Origin of the sequence: Agrilactobacillus yilanensis (assembly GCF_003946725.1) — a bacterium.
Taxonomy (GTDB): Bacteria; Bacillota; Bacilli; order Lactobacillales; family Lactobacillaceae; genus Agrilactobacillus; species Agrilactobacillus yilanensis.
Map to the genome: position 1 here is coordinate 21,389 of NZ_RHOY01000014.1, position 23,003 is coordinate 44,391.

The 23,003-nt window shown below is 40.1% G+C and carries 24 protein-coding genes and 1 tRNA gene; 7 read left to right on the forward strand and 18 right to left on the reverse strand.

Translation table 11 applies throughout. The features are described from left to right. Positions 1 to 29: 29 nt before the first annotated feature. The 4 genes from EKM93_RS09425 to EKM93_RS09440 form a co-directional block, all read right to left on the reverse strand. Positions 30 to 776, reverse strand: coding sequence for a class I SAM-dependent methyltransferase (locus tag EKM93_RS09425; protein WP_164507054.1), 747 nt, complete (start codon positions 774 to 776; stop codon positions 30 to 32). Positions 777 to 1,911: 1,135 nt separating this feature from the next. Continuing rightward, complete coding sequence (locus EKM93_RS09430) at positions 1,912 to 3,081, reverse strand: hydroxymethylglutaryl-CoA synthase (RefSeq protein ID WP_125715300.1); 1,170 nt, start codon at positions 3,079 to 3,081, stop codon at positions 1,912 to 1,914. Further along, positions 3,065 to 4,345, reverse strand: a complete 1,281-nt coding sequence (locus EKM93_RS09435; protein ID WP_164507055.1) for a hydroxymethylglutaryl-CoA reductase, degradative — start codon at positions 4,343 to 4,345, stop codon at positions 3,065 to 3,067. The genes EKM93_RS09430 and EKM93_RS09435 overlap by 17 nt, the downstream gene beginning before the upstream one ends. Positions 4,346 to 4,490: 145 nt before the next feature. Further along, the gene (locus tag EKM93_RS09440; RefSeq protein ID WP_125715304.1) at positions 4,491 to 5,669 is read right to left on the reverse strand and encodes an acetyl-CoA C-acetyltransferase; all 1,179 of its coding nucleotides are present in this window, start codon (positions 5,667 to 5,669) and stop codon (positions 4,491 to 4,493) included. A 133-nt stretch (positions 5,670 to 5,802) separates the two neighbouring features. Between EKM93_RS09440 and EKM93_RS09445 the strand changes: the two genes are divergently transcribed. Next, a complete protein-coding gene (locus tag EKM93_RS09445) occupies positions 5,803 to 6,093 on the forward strand; it encodes a hypothetical protein (protein ID WP_125715306.1) in 291 nt (96 codons plus the stop codon). Here the strand turns inward: EKM93_RS09445 and galU are convergent, their stop codons facing one another. The 3 genes from galU to map form a co-directional block, all read right to left on the reverse strand. Continuing rightward, positions 6,094 to 6,972, reverse strand: coding sequence for a UTP--glucose-1-phosphate uridylyltransferase GalU (gene galU / locus EKM93_RS09450; RefSeq protein WP_125715308.1), 879 nt, complete (start codon positions 6,970 to 6,972; stop codon positions 6,094 to 6,096). It lies immediately after the preceding gene. Between the two features lie 111 nt (positions 6,973 to 7,083). Then, on the reverse strand, positions 7,084 to 8,010 hold the full coding sequence (locus tag EKM93_RS09455) for a YihY/virulence factor BrkB family protein (RefSeq protein ID WP_125715310.1): 927 nt from the start codon (positions 8,008 to 8,010) through the stop codon (positions 7,084 to 7,086). 188 nt (positions 8,011 to 8,198) lie between these two features. Then, on the reverse strand, positions 8,199 to 8,987 hold the full coding sequence (map, locus tag EKM93_RS09460) for a type I methionyl aminopeptidase (protein WP_125715312.1): 789 nt from the start codon (positions 8,985 to 8,987) through the stop codon (positions 8,199 to 8,201). Positions 8,988 to 9,130: 143 nt separating this feature from the next. On the opposite strand from map, the gene EKM93_RS09465 reads away from it, so the two are divergent. Both EKM93_RS09465 and EKM93_RS09470 read left to right on the forward strand, forming a co-directional pair. After that, entirely contained in the window at positions 9,131 to 9,580 is a 450-nt protein-coding gene (locus EKM93_RS09465; protein WP_125715315.1) for a flavodoxin, read from the forward strand. A 54-nt stretch (positions 9,581 to 9,634) separates the two neighbouring features. Further along, complete coding sequence (locus EKM93_RS09470; protein ID WP_225423685.1) at positions 9,635 to 10,060, forward strand: GtrA family protein; 426 nt, start codon at positions 9,635 to 9,637, stop codon at positions 10,058 to 10,060. 125 nt (positions 10,061 to 10,185) lie between these two features. On the opposite strand, the gene EKM93_RS09475 is transcribed toward EKM93_RS09470, so the two are convergent. The 3 genes from EKM93_RS09475 to EKM93_RS09485 are packed head-to-tail and all read right to left on the reverse strand — an operon-like array spanning position 10,186 to position 12,472. Continuing rightward, complete coding sequence (locus EKM93_RS09475; protein ID WP_125715319.1) at positions 10,186 to 11,196, reverse strand: alpha/beta hydrolase; 1,011 nt, start codon at positions 11,194 to 11,196, stop codon at positions 10,186 to 10,188. A gap of 27 nt (positions 11,197 to 11,223) precedes the next feature. Next, positions 11,224 to 11,958: an SDR family oxidoreductase gene (locus EKM93_RS09480; protein WP_125715321.1), complete on the reverse strand. Its 735-nt coding sequence runs from the start codon at positions 11,956 to 11,958 to the stop codon at positions 11,224 to 11,226. A gap of 16 nt (positions 11,959 to 11,974) precedes the next feature. After that, the gene (locus tag EKM93_RS09485; RefSeq protein WP_125715323.1) at positions 11,975 to 12,472 is read right to left on the reverse strand and encodes an LbetaH domain-containing protein; all 498 of its coding nucleotides are present in this window, start codon (positions 12,470 to 12,472) and stop codon (positions 11,975 to 11,977) included. A 113-nt stretch (positions 12,473 to 12,585) separates the two neighbouring features. On the opposite strand from EKM93_RS09485, the gene EKM93_RS09490 reads away from it, so the two are divergent. Further along, positions 12,586 to 13,470 (forward strand): LysR family transcriptional regulator, encoded by an 885-nt coding sequence (locus EKM93_RS09490; RefSeq protein ID WP_125715325.1) that lies wholly within the window; start codon positions 12,586 to 12,588, stop codon positions 13,468 to 13,470. Between the two features lie 86 nt (positions 13,471 to 13,556). Here the strand turns inward: EKM93_RS09490 and wecB are convergent, their stop codons facing one another. Both wecB and EKM93_RS09500 read right to left on the reverse strand, forming a co-directional pair. Beyond that, positions 13,557 to 14,702, reverse strand: a complete 1,146-nt coding sequence (gene wecB, locus EKM93_RS09495) for a non-hydrolyzing UDP-N-acetylglucosamine 2-epimerase (protein ID WP_164507056.1) — start codon at positions 14,700 to 14,702, stop codon at positions 13,557 to 13,559. 79 nt (positions 14,703 to 14,781) lie between these two features. Beyond that, positions 14,782 to 15,384 (reverse strand): TetR/AcrR family transcriptional regulator, encoded by a 603-nt coding sequence (locus tag EKM93_RS09500; protein WP_164507057.1) that lies wholly within the window; start codon positions 15,382 to 15,384, stop codon positions 14,782 to 14,784. A gap of 323 nt (positions 15,385 to 15,707) precedes the next feature. Here EKM93_RS09500 and EKM93_RS09505 point away from each other — a divergent pair, with 323 nt between their 5' ends. Then, positions 15,708 to 16,943, forward strand: a complete 1,236-nt coding sequence (locus EKM93_RS09505; RefSeq protein ID WP_125715329.1) for an aminopeptidase — start codon at positions 15,708 to 15,710, stop codon at positions 16,941 to 16,943. Positions 16,944 to 17,066: 123 nt separating this feature from the next. Continuing rightward, positions 17,067 to 18,311, forward strand: a complete 1,245-nt coding sequence (locus tag EKM93_RS09510; protein WP_125715331.1) for a glycosyltransferase — start codon at positions 17,067 to 17,069, stop codon at positions 18,309 to 18,311. 39 nt (positions 18,312 to 18,350) lie between these two features. Here the strand turns inward: EKM93_RS09510 and EKM93_RS09515 are convergent, their stop codons facing one another. From EKM93_RS09515 to EKM93_RS09540, 6 genes are all read right to left on the reverse strand, one after another. Further along, positions 18,351 to 18,779 carry a GNAT family N-acetyltransferase gene (locus tag EKM93_RS09515; protein ID WP_125715333.1) on the reverse strand — a complete coding sequence of 143 codons (429 nt, stop codon included), beginning with the start codon at positions 18,777 to 18,779 and terminating at the stop codon, positions 18,351 to 18,353. Positions 18,780 to 19,148: 369 nt separating this feature from the next. After that, a tRNA-Arg gene (locus tag EKM93_RS09520) sits at positions 19,149 to 19,222 on the reverse strand. Positions 19,223 to 19,281: 59 nt separating this feature from the next. Further along, positions 19,282 to 19,695, reverse strand: a complete 414-nt coding sequence (locus EKM93_RS09525; protein WP_125715335.1) for a DUF3284 domain-containing protein — start codon at positions 19,693 to 19,695, stop codon at positions 19,282 to 19,284. Positions 19,696 to 19,721: 26 nt separating this feature from the next. Beyond that, positions 19,722 to 20,057: a PTS lactose/cellobiose transporter subunit IIA gene (locus tag EKM93_RS09530; protein ID WP_125715336.1), complete on the reverse strand. Its 336-nt coding sequence runs from the start codon at positions 20,055 to 20,057 to the stop codon at positions 19,722 to 19,724. 62 nt (positions 20,058 to 20,119) lie between these two features. Further along, positions 20,120 to 21,367: a DEAD/DEAH box helicase gene (locus EKM93_RS09535; RefSeq protein ID WP_125715338.1), complete on the reverse strand. Its 1,248-nt coding sequence runs from the start codon at positions 21,365 to 21,367 to the stop codon at positions 20,120 to 20,122. A 17-nt stretch (positions 21,368 to 21,384) separates the two neighbouring features. After that, on the reverse strand, positions 21,385 to 22,377 hold the full coding sequence (locus EKM93_RS09540) for a Gfo/Idh/MocA family protein (RefSeq protein ID WP_125715339.1): 993 nt from the start codon (positions 22,375 to 22,377) through the stop codon (positions 21,385 to 21,387). Between the two features lie 100 nt (positions 22,378 to 22,477). Here EKM93_RS09540 and EKM93_RS09545 point away from each other — a divergent pair, with 100 nt between their 5' ends. Next, positions 22,478 to 22,846 (forward strand): DUF4828 domain-containing protein, encoded by a 369-nt coding sequence (locus EKM93_RS09545; protein ID WP_125715341.1) that lies wholly within the window; start codon positions 22,478 to 22,480, stop codon positions 22,844 to 22,846. Positions 22,847 to 23,003 lie beyond the last annotated feature (157 nt).

A 23,003-nucleotide genomic window follows, 5' to 3' on the forward strand; every position in this document is an offset into this window, starting at 1 on the left:
AAAACACTTTATTTTTTTGATTTACAGGATTACTTTTTTTGAGCTACCACTTGCAGGCGCCAATAATCCGCCACCCAACTTGTACCATCCCATAATTTCGGCATCAATTTATCACAAGTTTTTTGAATAATTTCAGTTTGTTGTGCTTCAGGCAATTGAACTAAATCCGCCTCAAAAAATTGAGCCAACCAACTTGGTAATCCATGGTAACCATTTTCTAAAGGGGTCGGTCGATAATAATGATTTAATTTTTTAATTAAAAACCCTTGTTGGATTAATAACTTCTGATAAGTTCTTGGATCTGGAAAATAAAAATGTAATTTGCTTTTGATAGCGTAAGTTTTTAACACCGATACAAAGGCCTGATAAATCTGATCAATATTATAGGCACCGCCAAATTCAGCCACTAATAAGCCTTGTTGTTTTAACAATTGGTGCACTTTGGCCAATAACTGACCTTGTTGCCGCCTGGAAATCCAATGGAACACCGCATTTGAGAAAACAACATCATAGCGATGGGCATCATGATATTGCAAAATATCGCCAACCGTAATATCCAAATTAGGGAATTGGCTTTTGGCTACACGCACCATGGCTGCAGACTGATCAATGCCTCTAACAAATGTCGCTTTACGACAAAGCTGCTTTGTTAATACGCCGGTTCCGCAGCCCACATCTAAAATGGCATCACATTCCGGTACATCTTCTAATAAAGCGGTACCATATTTGGCTACAAACTGCTGATTTTTTCTATATCCCTCTGCATCCCAATGCAACTTTAAGTCCCCTATCCAAAACGCTGGGTAATCTTACCAACGGCGTTAGTCTAATCTCATCATATTTTAATTTTATGCTTTTATATCAAAAAGTCAATTTGTTAAAACCCTAATTTTTGACAAACTAAAAGACCATCTTGTCGGCGTCCGGCACGATGGTCTCTTAGAAATCTGCGGAATTAGGATAAGTCATATCCTGATTAATTTGGAAAACTTGAATAACTTTCCACCTCTAAAATTCTATTCAATTTTTACGATTCATTTGGTGACATATCTGCTATTTTTTATGACTGTCTGCTATAACATGCTAAGATTAATGTTCACCAGCAAGATATTTTCAGTACACCAAATATTCGCTTGATTCGGAAATATGTCTCGTTATCAGACATACACCTCCACATTGGATTTTTTTGGACAAACAAGCTTATGGTATCAATATAAACTATGCTTGGCGCGATCGCTGTACTTGAGTCGATTCAGTCACAAACGCTTACAGAATGTCTGATGGCTAATCGTTCAAGCCAACTTGGGTTTAATTCTATTGAAGAAACCCTCAAATCATTTTTATACAGGTTCATCTTTAAATCTAAATGCCTAATACATTTAATTCTTGATGCTGTAGTTAAATGTCTGATTTTTTGGTTCTTGGTTCTTATTACCATGAATCCTGGTTCATAAATCATGGAACATAACGCTTAGAACTTCATGCATAAAATACGGTACATATTACATGGTTCATGATTCTTATTACTTGAATCTTGGTTCTTATTACTTAATGCTTGATCATAGATGGTACTTACAATATCGATATTGTCTGGTTCTGCTAGCTTCTGGGATGAATCTCTTCAACCAGCTTCTAGTCCTTGCTTAATTGCTGAAGCAACCCAATTCAATTTCACGCGTTACATCTTACCTTGAATTGCTTTTAGGATAGTTTCCTTATCCTTCCGCACTTATAATATAACACATGGTGTAACCGTTTACAACACTTTTGGGACAAAAAAATTGTCTGATTAAAAATATTTTTTTAAGGTCAGACAATTCGATTAGATCAACCTTCAGGTGTTAACTGAAAGTTATTTATAGGACCATAATATTAAATTGGTCTACGTTTGATTTATTAGTCAAAAAATTGTTATTTTATCTCTTTATATTGACGTTTTTTATCCACAACGCCCGCGAAATAAAATTGCGCTGATGGATCTTGATTCTCTAACACCTGTCCTGGTGCAATTGGTTCTAATTGTGCTTTAAACTGTGCTTCATAATCTGCAATTGTTAATTTTTGCCGTTTTTCAAATAATTCTAAATAATAAATAGGATCTAAATATTTAGTGTAGTTCGGTTGTAGTTTTCCAGAGAAAAATTCCGCTACAGCCCCGGAGCCATAGCTATACAGACCAATTCTCATCCCTGGTTTTAAAACACGGTCATTGTTGAGTAAAGACAGTAAGGCCAAATACAATGATCCCGTATAAATATTACCAACTTGCCGACTATATAAGGTTTCTTGCTGATAATGTTGCTGCAATTCTGTTTGTTTCTCATCAGAAGCCATTGGCAGAACTTGTTTCAACGCTTTTAGCCCCATTTTTGTATAAGGTAAATGATACGTGATCGCTGCGTAATCTTCCAAAGTTAAGCCCGTTTTAGCTTGGTAATCTTTAAAAACTTTTTCAAAAAATTCAATATAAGCAGTTGTTGAATATTTGCCATCCACTTCTGCCGTCAGCTGATCCAATGGCCGCCAGAAATCATCAATATCTTCACTGTAGTAGCTGCTTGGTAGATCTAAGGCTAAAATATGCGGCTCAGCACTCAACAGCAAAGCCACAGCACCTGCACCTTGGGTGACTTCTCCAGAGGTTTCTAAGCCATAGCGGGCAATGTCTGAGCCAATGACCAGCGCCTTAGCTTTTGGATTTTGTAATAAATGCAACTTGGCATACTGTAGTCCAGCGGTTGCCCCATAACAAGCTTCTTTGATTTCTAAAACACGAGCGGTATTAGGTAGTTTTAATAGCCGATGAATTATTAAGGCGCCTGCTTTAGAATTATCCACACCAGATTCTGTCCCTAAAATCACTAGATCAATAGCGGCTTTGTCTTCTGGTGTCAAAATTTTAGCAGCGGCATTAGCGCCCATTGAAACAACATCTTGGCTTAAAGGGGCTACTGCCATTTTGTCCTGGCCAATGCCGATCGTAAACTTGGCAGGGTCAATCCGGCGTTTTAAAGCGAGTTCTACTAAATCTACATACTGATTTGGGGTATAAAAACCAATTTTATCAATTCCGATGGTCATGGGTTGCACTCTTTTCTGTTTTAGATTTTTCAACTAATAATTGTCTCGCAATGGCTAAATTTACAATTGGCTGCTGACTCAATGCATTTTGTAACCAGTCAATTTCTGATCCAGTCGCACCTGCTTGAATCGCTAACGCTTTGTATTGCAGATGCATGTGGCCTTTTTGAATGCCTTCGGTGACTAAAGCCCGTAAAGCGGCTAAATTCGAAGCTAAACCGATCGTTGCGATTTGCGCCTGCATTATTAAAGGATCAGTGGCCTGTCCTAATTGTTGATTGGCTTTAGCTAGGGGGACAATGCCAATGGAGCCGCCCACTGCACCAATAGGCAACGGTAAAGTGAGCTGGCCAATTAAGTCTGTATCCACAAGTCGCCATTGACTTAACGGCTGATATTGCCCGGATTGGGCCGCATAGCTATGGATGCCCGCACTAATTGCCCGGGTATCATTGCCATAGCCTTGTACCACACCGATAGCGCCATTCATGATGCCCTTATTATGGGTCACGGCCCGGTTAATATCTAATTGAGCAAATTCGGTGGCTGCAACGATTCTTTGAGCGACTGTTTGCCCAGATAAGTGCCCCCGGGTTAAAGCAGTAACTGGCAGTTTTAACGTGACTGTTGTCAAATCTTCTAAGGCATGGTTGGACAAAATGGCTAGTAATGGTGGTTGCTGCAGCCACTGGCTTGCCGCCTGGGCTACTGCTTCACAAATACTATTGACCATATTTGCGCCCATTGCGGCTTTTGTATCTACTAATAGTTCCAATTTTAAGAAATCTTGACCGACAATGGTCACTTTTTGTTGCCGTAAACCGCCCCCACGCTTAAGGATAGAGGGGTAGGCCGAAGCCGCTATTGCTTGAATTTCATCTGCTTTAGTTTTTAACAGCTGGGCTTTTGTTTCAATGTCACTGACGTGGTCAAATACAATTTGGCCGATTAAACCGCCGCGTTTGGCAGTCACTTGAAAGCCACCCCATTGACGCACTAATTTGGCACTGTTATTCGCTGCAGCAATAACGGAGGGCTCTTCGGTAACCAGGGGGATCTGATAGCATGTGCCGTTAATTAAAACGTCTTGTACAACGCCTTCTGGCAACGCATATTGGGTTATTTGATTTTCTACCATGTTTGCCGCAATTTCAGCAGGAATTGGCTGGTTTTTCAGCATTAATTCGTAGCTTTGGGTGTCTAGATCCCCGCTTGCTTTTAAGGCGTCTAAGCGTTGTTCTCGGCTCAATTGATAAAATTTCACAGGGTGCCATCCTCTCTTGATGTTTTTTAGTTGGGGGTTGAAACGCGCTTACTAGAGCAAAGCTCTCACCTAACTACAAATCTCTTGTGTGTCTGGCGACACCCTGCAAGATTCTAGGTTATACGCGAAGGCAACCCTTGAGGCTTCATGCTCTGGTAATTTTCATGGCGACGCCTAATCCACCGCCGATGCATAATGAGGCGATGCCGGTGGTTTTGTTCAGGCGTTCTAATTGATATAACAAGGTGGTTAAGACGCGGGCGCCGGATGCGCCTAAGGGATGGCCTAATGCAATAGCGCCTCCGGCAACGTTAACTTTATCCAAAGGTAATTTTAGATCTCTAGCTACTGCAACGGATTGTGCCGCAAAGGCTTCGTTGATTTCAAACAGATCAATGTCTGCTTGGGTTAAATGCTGATTTTTCAAGAGTCGATCAATGGCTAATACTGGGGAATAGCCCATGATTGAGGGGTCCAGGCCTACTTCTGAGAAGCCGTCAATCGTTGCTAAATATGGAATATGCTGGGCTTTGGCTTGTGCTTCAGTCATCAAGATTAATGCCGCTGCACCATCATTTAACCCCGAGGCATTCCCAGCTGTAACGGTGCCTTCTGCTTGAAAAGTCGGTTTCAATTGGCTCAAAATATCGGTATTGGTTGCTGGACGAATGGCTTCGTCTTTGCGATAAGTCGTCGTTTTCCCTTTTTTATCGGTTAACGTCACTGGAATAATTTCAGCATCAAACCAGCCGTTTTCAGTAGCTTGCGCCGCCCGTTGCTGAGATAGCGCCGCGTAATCATCTTGTGTTTGTCGATCAACTTTAAATTCAGTGGCTACTTTTTCAGCGGTAACGCCCATGGGTTGATTTGAAAAGCTGTCTATCAAACCATCATGTTCTAAGCTATCCACAAAATTCACATTACCTAAAGTATGCCCAAAACGTAGATCCGCTAAAAATGGTGCCCGAGACATGCTTTCTGTACCACCGACTAAGACAACCTCTGCATCCCCCATGGCAATGGCACTTTGGCCTAAACGAACGGCTTTTAAACCGGAACCACAGACTTCATTAATGGTCATCGCTGTACTCGTCACGGATAGCCCAGCACCTAGTCCAATTTGGCGTGCAATATTTTGGCCAGAACCCGCTTGCAGCACATTACCAAAAATGGTGTGATCTACTTTGCCTGGCGCAATGCCACTGGCTTGAATCGCTGCTTTAGCCGCAATAACGCCCAGCTCTTTGGCGGATAGTTTCATAAACTGACCACCTAGCTTACCGATCGGTGTTCGCTTAGCACTCACAATTACAACTTTATCCATAGTTACCTCACTTATATATTTATCAATCAATTATTGTATTTACTTATTAATTGTCATTATAATCATAACTAACACTGGATGCGACAAATTCCATAAACCCTTAAGAAATATCTAAAAAGGCAGGTTGTTAATTATGCGTGTATTAGATTTTTTAGCATTAATCCGAACTTTGCAACGACAAACTCATTTTTACTATGAAATAGACCGTACGCACTATCTTCCGATTGTGGCCTATGAGCTAGTTGCGGACAAATTATGCTTGCTAGTGGATGCCAAACAGCATCCCCGTCAACAATGGGAGATTTTTGTCTTACTGCAAAAAAAAGAGCTACTGTCTCACCTTCTTTATGTTAAAGATGATAAACAGCAGCTACAACCAATCTTTGGTTTTCGTTTCGAAAACGGCAAAGCTTTATTAAAATAATTATTTCAATGTTTTTGCTAATTCTTTTAAATATGCTTTTAGTTGATCTTTAACTTCGGGATGTTGCAAGCCGTATTCAATCGAGGTTTGTAAGTAACCAAATTTATTACCCACATCATAACGCCGGCCCTTAAATTCATGGGCGAAAACGCGTTGGGTTTTGTTTAGCGTATTAATGGCATCCGTTAATTGGATTTCATTCCCCGCACCTGGTTTTTGGGTATCCAAAATATTAAAGATTTCTGGTGTCAGCAAATAACGGCCGATGATTGCCAAGTCACTAGGCGCTTTGTCAACCTCAGGCTTTTCTACAAAGCTCTCCACGTTATACAAATCATCTTTCATCTTACCGCTAGGTGCAATAACCCCATACTTGCTGACTTCTTGATGCGGTACTTTCATAACGGCTAATGTAGACGCATGTGTTTCATTGTAATCATTGATTAATTGCTGTGTCAACGGTACTTTATCTTCCATCAAATCGTCGCCTAGCATCACGACAAAAGGTTCATCGGCGACAAAAGATTTTGCCAAATGTACCGCGTCCCCTAAGCCTTTTGGATAAGATTGACGGATGAAGTAAAGATTGACCCCTAGATTTGTTGTTTCTTCAACTAATTTTAATAATTTTGTTTTATGTTTTGCGGTTAAATTCTGTTCCAATTCTGGCGCAGAATCGAAATGATCTTCGATAGGTCGTTTGGCCTTGCCAGTAATGATCAAAATATCTTCAATACCTGAAGCTTTAGCCTCTTCTACGATAAATTGAATTGTTGGCTTGTCAACGATTGGCAGCATTTCTTTAGCCATTGCTTTAGTTGCTGGTAAAAATCTTGTGCCTAACCCAGCAGCAGGAATAACTGCTTTACGTACTTTCATGTATTAAAACCCTCTTTAATAGTTATTTATATTACATCATAGCATTTCTAGGCTGAACTTTGTATACGTTTTAGTGGTAAAACCCTGAACATTTTGTGAATTCTTAACAAATTATAATTTTCTTTTTATTTTTATCAGACTACTAGATAGTTCATTCAATTGACGCACCTCAATAGGGCCATTGTAATATTCCTCAATGACCGCATTCAAAACTGCACCAAACATAAAAATCATTGAAATCATATTCAGCCAAAATAACATGATGACGAAGATACCTAATGTGCCATAAGATGTCCAGCTGCCGAAATGATCAATATAAAATGAGAAACCTTGAGAGATTGCCAACCAGCCGGCCGATGTCAAAACGGTTCCTGGTAGTGCACTCAGCAGTTTAACTTTAGCATTCGGTAAAATAAAATAGGCCAGCCATAGCGCAATAAAAATAACACCCCCGGCAATCGGCCACTTCCAACGGACAAATGTGTCTAAAATAGTTGTTGGTAAATTAAAAATCGGCAGCAGCCATTCCAATAGTCTCTGACCAAAAATAAACGCCATAAAGATAGCAAATAAAATTAAAATAAAGCCTAAAGTGAATAAAAAGGCAATGCCCCGCTTAATAATTGCATTTACCACAGCGATTTCGCCGTACTGCGGCTGAATTTGATAGGCACGATTGACCGATTGCCATAAAATATTAATCCCCCGACTTGCCCCCCAAAGTGCGGTAATCGCCCCGATGGACAGTAATCTACCAGAACTATTGGTCAGTAGACTTTTTATAATGGGCAAAATATTTTTTGAGATTTCTTCAGGCATCGCAAAATGGATATACGAAACAACCGAATTCACATTCAAATTCAGTAAGGGTAACAAATTTCCTACAAAGATAATCAGCGGGAAAAATGAAAATAAAATGTAATAAGTAATGACTTTAGCGTTATTACTAACTTCGGCAACACTAGTTCTGGCAGCCACGGCTAAAATGAACGCTTTAACCGCTTCAAACCACCGTTTCACTTTTTCAAAAAATTGCATAAACTTCTCTTTCTTTGAGACCACTTTCAACTTGCCTTATCATACACGAACAAATAAAACCAGACAAGTAATCCAGTGCCCCCTAAAAGATATAGCAAAAAGCAACCGGTCAAAATTAACGTTGACGCAGTTGCTTTTATTTTGGGTTAACATGCACCAAAAAGCCGATCTTTGGTCATATTCTTATTTTAGAGATACTTTGCATCAAACTCTGGATCTTGAGAAGTTAAAATCTTAGGCCCCTCTTTGGTAACCGCCAGCGTATGCTCGTATTGACAAGACGGTGTGCCATCGCCTGAAACGTAATATTCCCAGTTGTCCTTCATTACCTTCGTCTTAATTTGCCAAGTGCCTAAGTTAACCATTGGTTCAATCGTAATGGTCATGCCTTCTTTTAAACGTAAGCCCTTACCAGCTTCGCCATAATGTGGTACATTAGGCGCTTCATGCATGGTTGGTTGAATCCCGTGGCCGATTAGTTCCCGAACATCCCCCATGCCGTTTTCAGTTTCAACATATTCCTGAATGGCATGGCCGATATCCCCAATACGATTACCAATAATCGCCTGATCAATCCCTAAATATAAAGCTTTATGGGTCACTTCCATTAAATGTTTAATTTCTGGTGAGACTTCTCCAACGGCGTAGGCCCAGCAAGAATCACTTTGATAACCATCTAATGAAACAGTCATATCTACCTTAACAATATCGCCATTGCGCAAAATCAAATCTTTTCTTGGTGTTGCATGCGCAACTTCATCATTGACACAAACACAAGTCGCATATTTGTAACCTTCAAATCCCTTTTCCGAAGGGACACCACCGTGATCTGTAATATATTTATCAGCAAATGCTTCAATTTCCCAGCTGGAAATACCAGGTTTAATTATTTTCTGTAAATGCTGATGCACAGCTGCTAATAAGGCACCGGAACGCCGCATGCCTTCAATTTCTCTAGGTGACTTTAAAGTAATCAAAATAATACCTCCGCTACGATTTCTTCTACCAATTCATTATAAACTTTTTTTAAGAAAGCACCAACTTAGCCATTCTGCTATCGCTCTTTGATGAATTTTTGCTATAATGACACATAATAACTATTTTGGAGGAAACAACTATTATGGCTAGTGCAAAAATTGTATATGCTAGTATGACCGGCAATAATGAAGAAATCGCCGGCATCGTCGAAGAAGCTTTTGAAGATCTTGGCGTTGATGTAGATTCCGTTGAAATTTCACAAGCTGACGCTGAAGAATTAGAAGACGTCGATATTTGCGTTGTATCCACTTACACTTACGGTGATGGTGAACTACCAGATGAAGCCGTTGACTTTTTTGAAGATCTAAAAGAAGAAGATCTCTCCGGTAAAATTTATGGCTGCTGTGGCTCTGGTGATACTTTTTATGATGATTTTGGTAAGGCGGTTGATGCCTTTGCAGCTGCTTTTGAAGCAACTGGTGCTACTAAAGGCGCCGATGTTGTCAAAGTCGACTTAGCACCTGAAGAAGCCGATATCCAAAAGCTGGAAAACTTTGTAAAGCAATTGGTGGCCGCGCAACAAAACCGATAGATTATGGATATTATAAAGAAATATTGTAAAAAGCATCGGAATTTTTTGATGTATATGGTCTTTGGCTTTTTGGCGTCCCTAGTCAATATTTTTTCTTACTGGTTTTTTGGGCATTTAGTACATATGCCCTATTTATTTGCGAACTCTTTAGCTTGGCTAGTCTCTGTACTCTTTAGTTTTTTCAGTAATAAATCCTGGGTTTTTAATAGTGAATACTCCACACTACGAGAATTTCTAAAAGAATTCGTTTCTTTTATGCTTTCTCGAATTGTTTCTTTTTTTGCGGACAATTTTATTATGATTTTAGGTATCACTATTTTAGGTTGGCCAAGTCTGTGGGTCAAAATTCTAGACCAATTACTCGTCGGCCTCCTGAATTATGGCACCAGTGTTTTAGTTTTTAACCACGAAAACAAAAAGATGCAAGCAGCTTTAAAACGTTCTAAAGAACGGCTCAATGGCTTACGTAATAACAAATAAAGCGTTTATAGACCGGCATGCGGCTCACTGAAGCGCCACGCATAAAAAAACTAGACCCGTCGTTAAAGGTCTAGTTTTTTTTATGCGCTTTTGTTTATATCCACCGCCAATAAATAAAGATAGGCTTATTTCAAATTCTTTTTAAAGAACTCACTAAATTTAGCAAATGGAATTAAATTCATTTGATCATATAAATCTGTATGGGTCGCACCCGGCACAATAACTAGTTCTTTAGGTTCATTCAATCGATTAAATGATTCTTCTGCCATATAGCGAGAATGTGCCTTTTCACCGGTTACGATCAAAACTGGCCGTGGTGAGATTTGATCAATGTGGGCCTGCAATGCAAAATTGTAATAACTAAGCGGTGTCGTTGCGGTCCACGCTGCAGCTGAGTTGACTGATCTTGGATGGAAAGCTCGACCACGATAGTAATTAAAGAATTCTGTAGTTACCGGGTCGGCATCTGCTGGTAAATCACCGCTGAATAATTTATCGGATTGTATCGGTTGATCCTGAGCATCAAAAGGTAATTCATGCAAACCACCTGCTGCTTGTCCATTCTCGGCATCAGCCCAACGTTGGTCCGCAAGGAATTGTTTTTCAACACGCCGTTGATGCGCCGTTTTAGAATGATTTAGTCCAGACCACATGGAGTCTGCCATATCATACATCACAGAAGTCGCCACAGCTTTGATGCGAACGTCGACTGAAGCCGCCGTTAGCACATGGCTGCCCAAACCGCAGATACCAATGGCTCCAATATTTTCACGGTCCACAAAGTCTTGTAAGCCGATAAAATCAACGGCTGCAGAGAAGTCTTCTACAAAAATATCTGGGGAGGCAACATTGCGGGCTGAACCCGAACTTTCTCCCGTAGTGGATTGATCAAACGCCAATGTAACAAAGCCTTGTTCCGCTAATGTTTGTGCATATAAGCCGCTTGACTGTTCCTTAACGGCACCAAAAGGCCCAGAAATAACAATTGCCGCATATTTTTTATGCGCCTCAAAATCTAACGGTAAGTATAGATGACCCGCTAAGTTAAAGCCATAGCGATTGTTAAACCGTACATTTTGGACGTCTATTTCAGGATTGATCTTAAAAACTCGTGTATCATTTGCTAATTTACTCATTATTGGAATCTCCATTCATTTATTGATTTAAACACTCTGTTGGATCGGTCGAATAATCATTTCATTTACATCTATGTTATCTGGCTGATTAATTGCAAAGGCAACGGCTTCGGCAATATGAATTGGCGCAATACCAATCGTGTTTTCTGTTTCAATCTCAGCCTGCCGCTCTTTTTCGTTAGGAATCGAGTTATATAATTCAGTATGCACCGCCCCTGGAGAAACGATGGTTGTCCGAATATGATTTTTCTGTTGCTCTTGTCTTAAACCTTCCATGATGGCACGTACGGCAAACTTTGAACCGTTGTACACGGCATATTTAGGCACAACAACGTGTCCAGCAACAGAATCCGTCGCTAAAATATGTCCGGATTGTTGTTTGATCATCGTCGGTAGTACGGCTGAAATACCGTTGAGCACCCCCATAACGTTGACTTCTAAAATCTTGCGCCATTCCTCAGGATCAGCATCCACCAACGCATTCACTGGCATTATCCCAGCATTATTATAAAGTACATCAATCCGATTAAACTTGCTTAAGGCTACGTCAATCAACGCCTGAACTTCGTTAAGCTTCGTAACGTCAACTTGTTGCACAATGATCTGTTCATCCGGGAATTCTGCTCTCAGCGCATTCAAACGCTGGATCCGTCGTGCACCGATAACGAGCTTTGCATGCTGTTTAGCTAACACCCGGACGGTCTCAGCACCAATACCACTGGAAGCGCCTGTAATTACAATAACTTTATCTTTAGTATTCACTTTATGATTGTCCTTTCTAATGACTATTAATGATTGTATTTGCTGAAACTTTTGAATTTACAATTGTCCCAGCTGTGATAATTGAATTTTCACCAATCGTTACGTCTGGTTGAATAATAACGCGGCTGCCAATTTTTACATGATCTTTAATAATAATTGGGGCTGTCCAGCGTTCAGGCTCTTTTTGTCTATTAAATCGAAAACTTGATGTTAATAGCATTGCACCAGAATCAATTTCGACGTAATTGCCAATAATAATGAAGTTAAAATCTGATAACGTGACATTAGAATTTATTAGCACATGATGCCCAATGCTTATATTTCTACCAAGCTCCGTATAAAAAGGTGGTCGAATCATAGTCCCTTCAGCTAATGGCCTACCGATAATCTCATTAAGCAGCTGTTTTATTTCAGCATGACCCTGTCTTGTTGTATTCAAATGCCTTAGTAAACGTTGATTTTGTTCAATCAAACGTGCGTCAGCTTTAAGTGCGATGTCTTGTGTATTGATCACGATCACTCCCTTCACAACTGAACGATATTTAGTATAGTCCCCCTTGTACTACCTGTGAAATACTTATAAAATATCATGTATCATAGCTTTTAATTATGACTGGAGGGTATACGATGGATTTACGCGTTTTACGTTATTTTTTGGCGGTTGCTCAGGAAAAAAACATCACCCATGCCGCTAAGCAACTACTCATTTCACAGCCAGCGCTGTCAAAACAACTTGCAGATTTGGAACAAGAGCTAGGCACCCCGCTTTTTGTGCGGGGACATCGGCAAATAACTTTGACTGAATCTGGAGAATACCTTAGAGCTAGAGCCATGGAATTGGTCGATTTAGCAGATAAAACTGTCGCTAATATTGCCACAGAACAAGTTATCGGCGGGGAACTATCCATTGGTGCTGGTGAAAGTGTTGGGATGCAAAGAATTATGAATATTACCAGTGATATCATGCTGGACTATCCCGATGTGAAAATCCGCCTTGTCAGTGGCAACGCTGAAGAAATTGAAGCACAACTCACCAAGGGGATTTTAGATTTCGGGGTCATCATGGGCGAACGGCCATTAGAACAATATAATCACTTGCAATTACCAGAATATGATCGCTGGGGCATTGTTATGCGTAAAGATGATCCCTTAAGTCGCCTTGAACAAATCCAGCCTGAAGACCTGAAAAATCGACCGCTGCTTGTTTCTGAACAAGCAATTCAAGATCATCGTTTCCAAAGTTGGTGGGGGAATACCGGCTCTGCTATTCCGATTGTGGGGACCTATACTTTAATTTTTAATGCAAAGCTTTTAGTCAAAAATAATCGTATTTATCTATTAACCTTCGAGCACTTAATTGAGGACTCAACCTCTGAAGCATTGGTTTTTCGACCGCTTAAACCAGAAGTAACTGAACCTATTACTGTCATTTGGAAGAAAAACACGGTGCAGTCAAAGGTCGCCGAATTATTCATTAACCGGCTCAAAACTAACCTAAAATCTTTGGCTTAGGCGCTTTAAAAAGCCAAAAAAATAGCCTCACGCCAGCTTAAAATACTGGAGTGAAGCTATTTACTATTTAATGATACTCAAAATGATTATGGTTCAAAGCTTTGCGGCTTGACGTCAGTTTGTTTGAAATAATAACGCATTGCCTCTAGGATTCGTTCGGCTGCATGACCATCCCCATAAGGATTTTTGGCCTGCGCCATCTTATCGTAGGCTGCTTTATCTTCTAACAATGCCAACATCCCTGCTTCAACCGCTGCCGCCTGTGTGCCGACAAGTTTCAAAGTCCCAGCCGCAACACCTTCTGGCCGCTCCGTTGTATCCCGCAGAACTAAGACGGGTTTGCCTAAGGAAGGCGCTTCTTCTTGCACGCCCCCAGAGTCTGTCATAATAAAGTAGCTGCGTGCTGCTAAATTGTGAAAATCTACCACATCCAGCGGATCAATCAAATGAATCCGAGGATGATTGCCCAAAATATCATTGGCTGCTTCTTGAACTACTGGATTCAAATGAACCGGATAAATAATTTCCACATCATCATGTTGTTCAACCACTGACCGCATCACCTTAAAGACGCGCCGCATAGGTTCGCCTTGATTTTCCCGGCGATGCATCGTCACTAAGATGAGGCGTTTTTTAGGATCAATCAAATCCAAAATATCATGATGATAATCTTTAGAAACCGTTTGTTTCAGAGCATCAATTGCCGTATTCCCAGTGATGAAAATCTCTGATTGGGGATGATTTTCTTTTAGCAGATTAGCCTGACTTTGCGTGGTTGGCGCAAAATAGAGATCACTTAAAACATCCGTTAGCTGCCGATTCATTTCCTCTGGATAAGGGGAATATTTTTGCCAAGTCCGTAAGCCCGCTTCCACGTGACCAACTTTCACTTGATGATAAAAAGCACTAATACTAGCCGCAAAAGTAGTTGTCGTGTCCCCATGAACTAAAACAATATCGGGCTGTTCTGCGGCAATTACCTTATCTAAGTTCAAAATAACATTACTCGTAATATCGCTTAACGTCTGCCGGTTCTTCATAATATCCAAATCGTAATCCGGTGTAATATGAAAAATTTCTAAAACTTGATCCAACATTTGTCGATGCTGGGCAGTCACTGTTGTGATCGTTTCAAATTGATCTGGGCGCTGATTTAACGCTAATACAAGTGGGGCCATTTTAATCGCTTCTGGTCTTGTGCCAAAAACGGTCATAACTTTAATTTTCTTCAAAATAAATCTCCTTGACTCTAAAAATTAATACTAAATTGTATTATACATCATCTATAAATCATCAGATAATGGGTACGCCCTATGATACCATATGTTCTTGTATTGCATCGTCTGAAGCTGTGCCAGCCGTTCGAATAGTAGTTTCAATTTGTGATTCGATAAATTGAATCATTTGCGCTTGTGTCAAATCAATATATTCTGCAGAGTAAAGCGTTGCGATCCCCGTCGCTGCAATCCAGCAGTGCAAAATAATTTCATTTTTCAGCTTGTCAGGCAGCGCTTTCATCTTTTCGTCAGCAGCCATTTTTTCATAAGCCGTTTCGTAAACAAAATCGCGCATGGCACTCACCCCAAAGTGATCATCCACAAAAATAGCCTGATATAGTGCCCGATTCGTCCGAGCTAAGTCAATATGTGCTAAAAAGATATTCACTAGCGCGTTGTCATAATAATGCTGACTGTAAACTTTTGTTTGTAAATAATTTTGTACCTTTGCTAAAACTGTGTTTTTCAAATCTCCCATACAAGAGAACTCCAAATAAATGGGTTGTGTTGAACAGTTCATAAATTTTGCTAAATTACGTGCTGTAAAATTTGAAAAGCCTTGTTCAACTACTAAATCAAATGCCGCATTCAAAATATTGTCTCTCGTAATCGTCTTTTTCCGAGCCAAAGAACTCACCCTTTTTCCGCCTGAGTTACCCCAGGACAAATTTCCATGCATGTTATAATCTTATCATATCTGTAAATCTCTAAAATAACAATATTTTTATGTTTTTTTATTAATATTTTGTGTAACTAATATCAAGTATAAATATTTTACGATATATCAGATACCCTTTACTAACTATTCGTAAATAGCGGTTCTATACCAACACACAAATAATAACACACAGATCACCATTTTTTAAACAAAAAAATTGTGTTAAATGTCGCAAATTATCCCGTTATTTTAACAAGTAGATAACAGAATTAAATTCCAACCAATTTTAAAGGAGTCTTTTTATGTCTCAACCTACCTTTAATCAACAATTAAAAAAATATGCCCAGTTAATCGTCAAAACCGGGATTAATGTCCAGGCTGGTGATACCGTTGTCCTGCAAATTGCGGTTACTCAAACACAGCTGGCACATCACATTGTTCAGCAAGCTTATACTCTAGGGGCTGCCGAAGTTTTAGTCGTTTGGGCTGATTCTTTCGTCCAAAAGCAATTGCTCACCCAAGCCGACAAGACCCGCTTAACCGCTCAACCCGATTACCGTAAAGCAGAAATCGATTACTGGCTCAGTCATCAAGCTAAACGTATTTCTGTCATGTCCACTGCACCAAATGCTTTAGCCGATGTTGATCCTGAGCGCATTCATCTTTTTCAAACTGCCGCTGGCCAATTACAGCAAACTTTGCGTCGAGCCACTCAAAATAATGATGTCAGCTGGACTGTTGTCGCTGCAGCAGAACCTGACTGGGCGCAAATTGTTTTCCCAGATTTAACACCAACCGCTGCCGAAGCGGCCCTTTGGCAAGAAATTTTTAAGACAACCCGCGTCGATCAGCCGGATCCTGTACAAGCTTGGGCGGCCCATGATGCTCAATTACGGCAAAAAGCGACTTGGCTCAATGACTTACAGTTTGATGCCCTGCACTATCAAGCACCAGGTACGGATTTAACCGTGGGCTTACCTAAAGCTCATTTTTGGTCCGCAGCCAGCAGTCAAAATGCCCACGGCCAACGATTTATGGCTAATATGCCCACGGAAGAGGTCTTTACCGCCCCGGATCACCGGCGCATTGACGGTACCGTTACGGCCACAAAACCCTTGAGTTACGCCGGTCAAATGCTAGATGGTCTCGAATTTACCTTTAAAGCAGGTCAAGTTGTTCAGGCCACCGCCAAAACTGGGCAGACGCTGTTGACGCAACTTTTATCCACCGATGATGGTGCCAAAAGTCTCGGTGAAGTGGCGCTAGTTCCAGTGACATCTCCAATCGCCCAAGCTGATTTAGTTTTCCACAATACATTATTTGACGAAAATGCCTCAAATCATTTGGCTTTAGGGTCAGCCTACCCATTTTCAATTAAAGCGGGCACAAAAATGAATCCGCTGGCCCTGCAAAAAGCGGGTCTAAATCAAAGTTTGATTCATGTGGATTTCATGGTAGGCTCTGAACAAATGGCTATTGATGGCTTAACTAAAACCGGTCAGGTAGTTCCTATCTTTAGAAATGGCACTTGGGTCTAGCGGATACTGTCAAAAAATGTAAGTTGATCGCACATTTTTGCAAGCTGGTTTAATCAAAATCCATCTACAATAAGATTACCTAATTAACGCTGCTGCGCTACGGCACTCGGAGGTGATCTCATAATGATACTCAAAATATTGTTGCTGATTTCTTTAATTTATTTTTTGATTCTGTTATTTTGGTTTGTTGGCATGGGCTCTGTAGCACTTTACAAAAGCCGTCATCTCAGCAAACACTATGACATTAAACAACCGCATCAATTATTTTTATTTGTTCCGGCCCTTAACGAACAGGCTGTCATTGTGGACACGATCACATCAGAACTCAAACAATTGCGTTTATTGCCCACCAGTATTGCACCGTGTTTTGTCATTATTGATGACGCTTCTAACGACGGTACCACCGAAATTTTACAACAGCTATCTGACCCATTGTTATATGTCATCCATCGCAAAAAGCCACAGGCACAAACTGGTAAAGGGGATGCTTTAAACGATGCTTTTCAAAGGGTTCAGCAGACTTTTAAACCGGATCAACAAGCTATTTATGGTGTCTTAGATGCGGATGCCTTCATGGCGGCAACAGATCTCGAGAATGTAATTTACTGTTTTGAAAATCGGGATGTTCAACTGATTCAAACAAATATCGGGATGTCTAATTACAATGATAATTGGATTACCCGCGGCCAGGACTTTGAATTTTTTGCCAATAATGCCTTAATTCAAAGCATCCGTAACATCACCCATACTGCGATTGCTTCTGGCAATGGTCAGTTCATGACGCAGTCTTATTTAGACGCTGTCACTTGGGGCAATAGTTTGCTTGAGGACTGCGAGTTCACCATTCGTGGTTTTTTAAAAGGTTATCAAACTTACTTTTTAAGAAGCGCCATCGTTTACCAGCAGGCGATTGATGAACTGCGGCCGTTAATGACCCAAAGAACCCGCTGGTGCCAAGGTTCCTTGCAATGCATCCCCCGTTATTTAGGCGCCCTTATTTTTTCTAAAAAAATGATGCTGATTCAAAAATTAGATATTATCTTGTTTTTACTTGTGCCTATAGCCGGGATTACTTTTATTATTAGCAACACGGTTTCCATTTTTGTTCAGCTTTGGCTTATGTATTTATACCGTTATTTCATAGTTTTGATGATTTTGATGGTTATTGTTTTTCTTTTTTGGTGTTACTTAGTTTATATTTATAGCTATCGAGCCCATCAGCAAAGAGTCATTTCCGCCTTTTTCTTTTTTGTTTTAAATACTTGTTTATCAGCTATCCCTTTTCGTGCTTTGGGGCGTTTAGCCTTGAATCGCAAAGATTGGGTTAAAACCGTGCACAAAGTTAATACGCCGATGGATTCGATTTGATGGTTTAAAAAAGGCTAATCTTAGCCTTTTTTTAATTACTTAATTAGCTCGCTGCCAAGTCATTTCAAATTCATTTTCACCAGTTGTTTCATCAATATCCTCTTCATGGATTTTAAAACCAGCCCGCTTGTAAAAATTAACAGCATGTTGGTTTTTTTGATAAACATGTAGGGTTATTCGGGCATGATCGGCTTTAACTGCTGCCAATAGCGCCTGCCCAATGCCTTTTGATTGTGCTGCTGATGCAACAAAAATACCCGCTAAATAATCTGCCATCAAACCGGCAAAACCTAAAATTTTCCCATCTATTTCATAAACGTAGATATCAGCTTGCCCCAGCATTGCCCTAGTTTCTTCATAATGACGCTGCCAGTAATCTTGGGGCACAAAATTATGGGCTTCAAAATTCCCATTTAACCAAATTGTCATGATTTGAGGTTCATCTGCTACTTGCGCTTGTCGAATCATTGCATTCAACTCCCCTTGTAATTGTATGACTTTCAGAAAATAAACCTTACCTATTTTTACTGAACAATAAAATTTTATTATTCAGACTACAACTACTTCCAAAGCATATTATACACATTCACCTTGTGCGTCATTAAAATATCTTAGCGCTGGCGTATCAGCCAGTAAATCGTGTTTTTAGTATCCGTAATCGCCCAATGACCATCCCCAAAAGCCAGCGTATTTTCCCTAAACGGCGCTTGCTTTTATAATGCGATAAAATCATAATTTCTCCTTTTCTTGCACCAAATAATACAAAAAAAGTGTTGGCAGATTTTTATTCACCAACACTCTAAACTATAAAACGAGTTATTCATTTATTTCTTTTAGTGTCCCCGGCCAGAATTGAACTGGCGACCTACCGCTTAGGAGGCGGTTGCTCTATCCTGCTGAGCCACGGAGACAAAATAAAAGTGACAGTACTAAATATTTTGCCACTTTCTAGAATATTTGTAAAGTTTTCTTAGTAAGATTCCTCGATTTGATTCCAAATTCGACGTAAATTGCGTTTATGCATATTGTCTAAAAAAGTCTCTTTTAATTTTTCTTTTGCGCGATCAAAAAGGCCACTGGTTACAATGTTTTCTGAATAAGTCAATTCAAAAGATTGATCATTCAAAGGTTTTAAGTCATAACTAACTGCCGTCTTAACCGCCTCTACTTCGGACGTAAAGTGGTAGCTGCGATCTGGGACAACTTTAGTAATCGTTACGATATTGTCCTCATTATTAGACATCTTTCGAATGTATTGCAAACCTTGCAATTGATCCAAACGAACACTTTGACCTTTGTAGCGCTGAACATCATATAAAACTGGGTCAATCAGCATCTTATAGAAAAATGTCGTTGGAATATTGAGTACTTGTTTTAGTTCCATAGCAATCACTCCATGTTTGTCAAAACTTACTGTTTTGCTTGTCGTTGATATAAAGTAATAAACTCATCAGCCAAGTCACGAATCGTAATCGCATTCATCAAATGATCTTGGCCATGAATCATGAGTAATGTAATATTCACCGGTTCTCCACTAGCTTCAGCGGTCAACAGGGCTGTTTCTTTAGTGTGCGCTTCTTTAATATAAGTATCCGCCTCAGCCAATTTAGCGGCTGCCGTTTCAAAGTCTCCCATTCGTGCTGCTTTAATTGCAGCCATTGCACTACTTCTAGCATTACCGCCATTCACGATCAAATTCATTGCAGCATCTAAGTTTTCGTTGCTCTGTGTGTTTGATTTCATCATGAATCCCCTCATTTGATTAAAAATTAGCTTCATTTCGTCCTGGGTAAATTATACACCAGTTCTTACTTTTTTTGTTTTGGCTTACCTTTATTTTTTCGTTGCCTTAGATGTTTATTTTTCTTAACTGGTTTTTCTGCCGATTTTGCAACTGGCGCTGTTGTTGTTTTAGCTGCTTTATTTTTAGCCTTTTTAGCCGTTGTCCCAGCAGCTGGCCGCTTCGTTGTCAAATGACCGTCTACTAAATAAACTTGCTGTAGCGCAACTTCTGTACCTAGTTGTTGCTGCAATAGCCGGCGATCATGATCATTGCCCAAACTTAAAACAGTCCCTTGTTTATGCATCCGTCCTGTACGGCCGCTACGATGAATATACTCCGTCTTACTTTCTGGCAGATCATAGTTAATGACCATAGATAAATCTTCAATATCTAATCCACGGGCCGCCACATCGGTCGCCAACATTAAATTCAATTTGTGTTTTCTAAAATCTTGCAGTGCTAATTGCCGCCGCTGAGCATCCTTACGGCCATCCAAAATCGCTGTATTAACCCGCCAATCTTCTAAAATATGATTGGTTTTGATCAGTTGATTTTTTTGTCTGAAAAAAGCAACACCATAAAATGACTTTTGTCGACTTAATTCTTTTAAAACAACCGCTTTGCCCCGGGGACTCGTCTGTAAAAAGAGGTGCCGTACCTTACTGGTATGCACTAACTGCTGCCGGGTATCAATGGTTGTCAGCTGAATACGATTAGCCTTAGCAAACTCCGTCACCGCTTGTGATGTTGTGGCACCAAAGAAACCTACTTGTAATGGTTTTGGTAAATGATCCAACACCATCTGTAGTTTTTCTTGGCCATTTTCAAACAGCAGCGCATCGGCTTCATCCAAAATCAACGTTTTAAGTTGTTTACTCTTAACTTTATTTTTATTGAGCAACTCCATCAGTCGCCCTACTGTGGCAATGATAACTTCGGGTTTTGCCTTTAGTTTTTCAATTTGCCGCTGCACATTGGCATTTCCGGTAACCACCGTTTGTTTTAAACCCAAAGCCTGTACAAAAGGCTGAATCGCTGCCCGCATTTGATGGGCTAATTCTTGAGAAGAGACTAAAATGATTAATTGTAAGCCGGAGCCAGCCTCAATATTTTGTAAAATTGGTAGACTAAAAGCTAAGGTTTTCCCGGTACCGGTTGGGGCTAAGCCTTGTAAAGACTGTCCTGATGCCAATGGTTCAAAAACTTTGGCTTGAATTTCTGTAGGTTGGTCAAACCCTTGCTGATGCCATGCTTCTGTGATAGTTTCGTTCATTAATTTTTTAAACCTTTCTATTGATCCGCAGGCAAATTAAACCCGGCGGATTGTCGTAAATTGTACATCGTTTGATTAACAGCAACGCTTAATTGATTCAGCTTCTGGAAAGTTTGCCGATCTTGCTGGGCAATAATCGTTGCAAAATCTTGAGCTTCATGAATCATCGGATTTGCTGCAGGTTTTTCACTTAAAAGTTCTGCTGCCGCGTCAGGTGCTCTTGTCAAAGTAACTTCATTAAATTCCCCAGCATTATCAATACGTAAAGTTTGTTTCCCGCAATAAATTTCAGAGGCTAAAGTCGACTGGACGTTTTTCCCCATATTTAAAGTAACTTCAAAATCTGGATAATTCAAAATTGCAGTGCCGCGGCCATCTACACCGGTCCGTAAAAAGACTGGGTGATACTGCACTTTTTCAGGGACACCAAACCAACTGATTGCATTATACACTAAGTACACCCCTAAATCTTGCAAAGCACCGCCCGCAAATTTTGCTGAGAAAATATTTGGTTCTTCACCGGCTAAATACTGGTCAAATCGTGAGGAATATTTCATGTACGTTAAAAACGCCCCATCTTGATGATCAAAACCTTGAATTGTTTTTGTCACCGTTTGAAAGTTCGGTTCATGGATCTGCCGGGCAGCTTCAAAATAATAGACTTTAGGATGGGCGACTAATGCAGCCTGAATTGCGGCCATTTCAGTAGGATTTACTGCTGCCGGTTTTTCAACAATCACATGTTTGTCCGCATTAATGACAGTTAGTGCTTGAGGGGCGTGCAAGCTATTTGGTGAGGCAATATAAATAATATCAATAGCTTCTGAATTGACAAATTGCGCCATGTCTTCGAAATACTGAATCCCCGTTCCAAATTCTTGGCCAAATGCCTGGGCTTTTTCAATGTTTCGAGAGTAAACCCCTGCCAGCGTATATTCTTTAGTTGCCAATGCAGCCTGAACAAACTGTTTTGTAATCCAATTCGTACCAATAATACCAAGATTTAACATTTAAAACGCCTCCAAGATTAATTTTTATTTAATAGTCAAAACGATTGAGTTTGTAATCGTGCTAGTGCTATATTTAATAGTATAGGGAGGAAACAAACGTATGGCAGATATTTTTAAGCAAAGTGCCCAGCGGTTAAATGATTGGGTGCAAAAGCGTCGCGTCAAGCAGCACGCCCAAGCTGTTGAACATGTAGAACCTGATTATTCAACAATTTTTGCCGGGAAGTGGGCCTTTATTGATGCCCATACAAAAAAAGAGCATGCTATGTTGATAGATCAAGACTTAAAAATTACGATCGATCATAAAAAGCTTGACGGTCATATTATTGGTTTGAGTTCAGAACTTTTAACTTTCCTAGACCATTATGGCTTTCAACTAAAAATTTTTGCGCAAGATCGTCGTCCAGCAAAGATTTATGATGAATCCAGCGGCGAAACTTATGATATTGTCGATCGTAATACGCCTTGAAGTTATGCCTTATATTGTAACAGTTTCAAAACTTGCTGCCTAGCATTGATCTAAAAAAGCGTTCTACCTGAAATTATAATTATTATTCTATTATTCCCTTGGCAGACTAGGTCCAGCATTAATAAAAGTGAGTGCCCAGATCAAAATTTTATTTTGA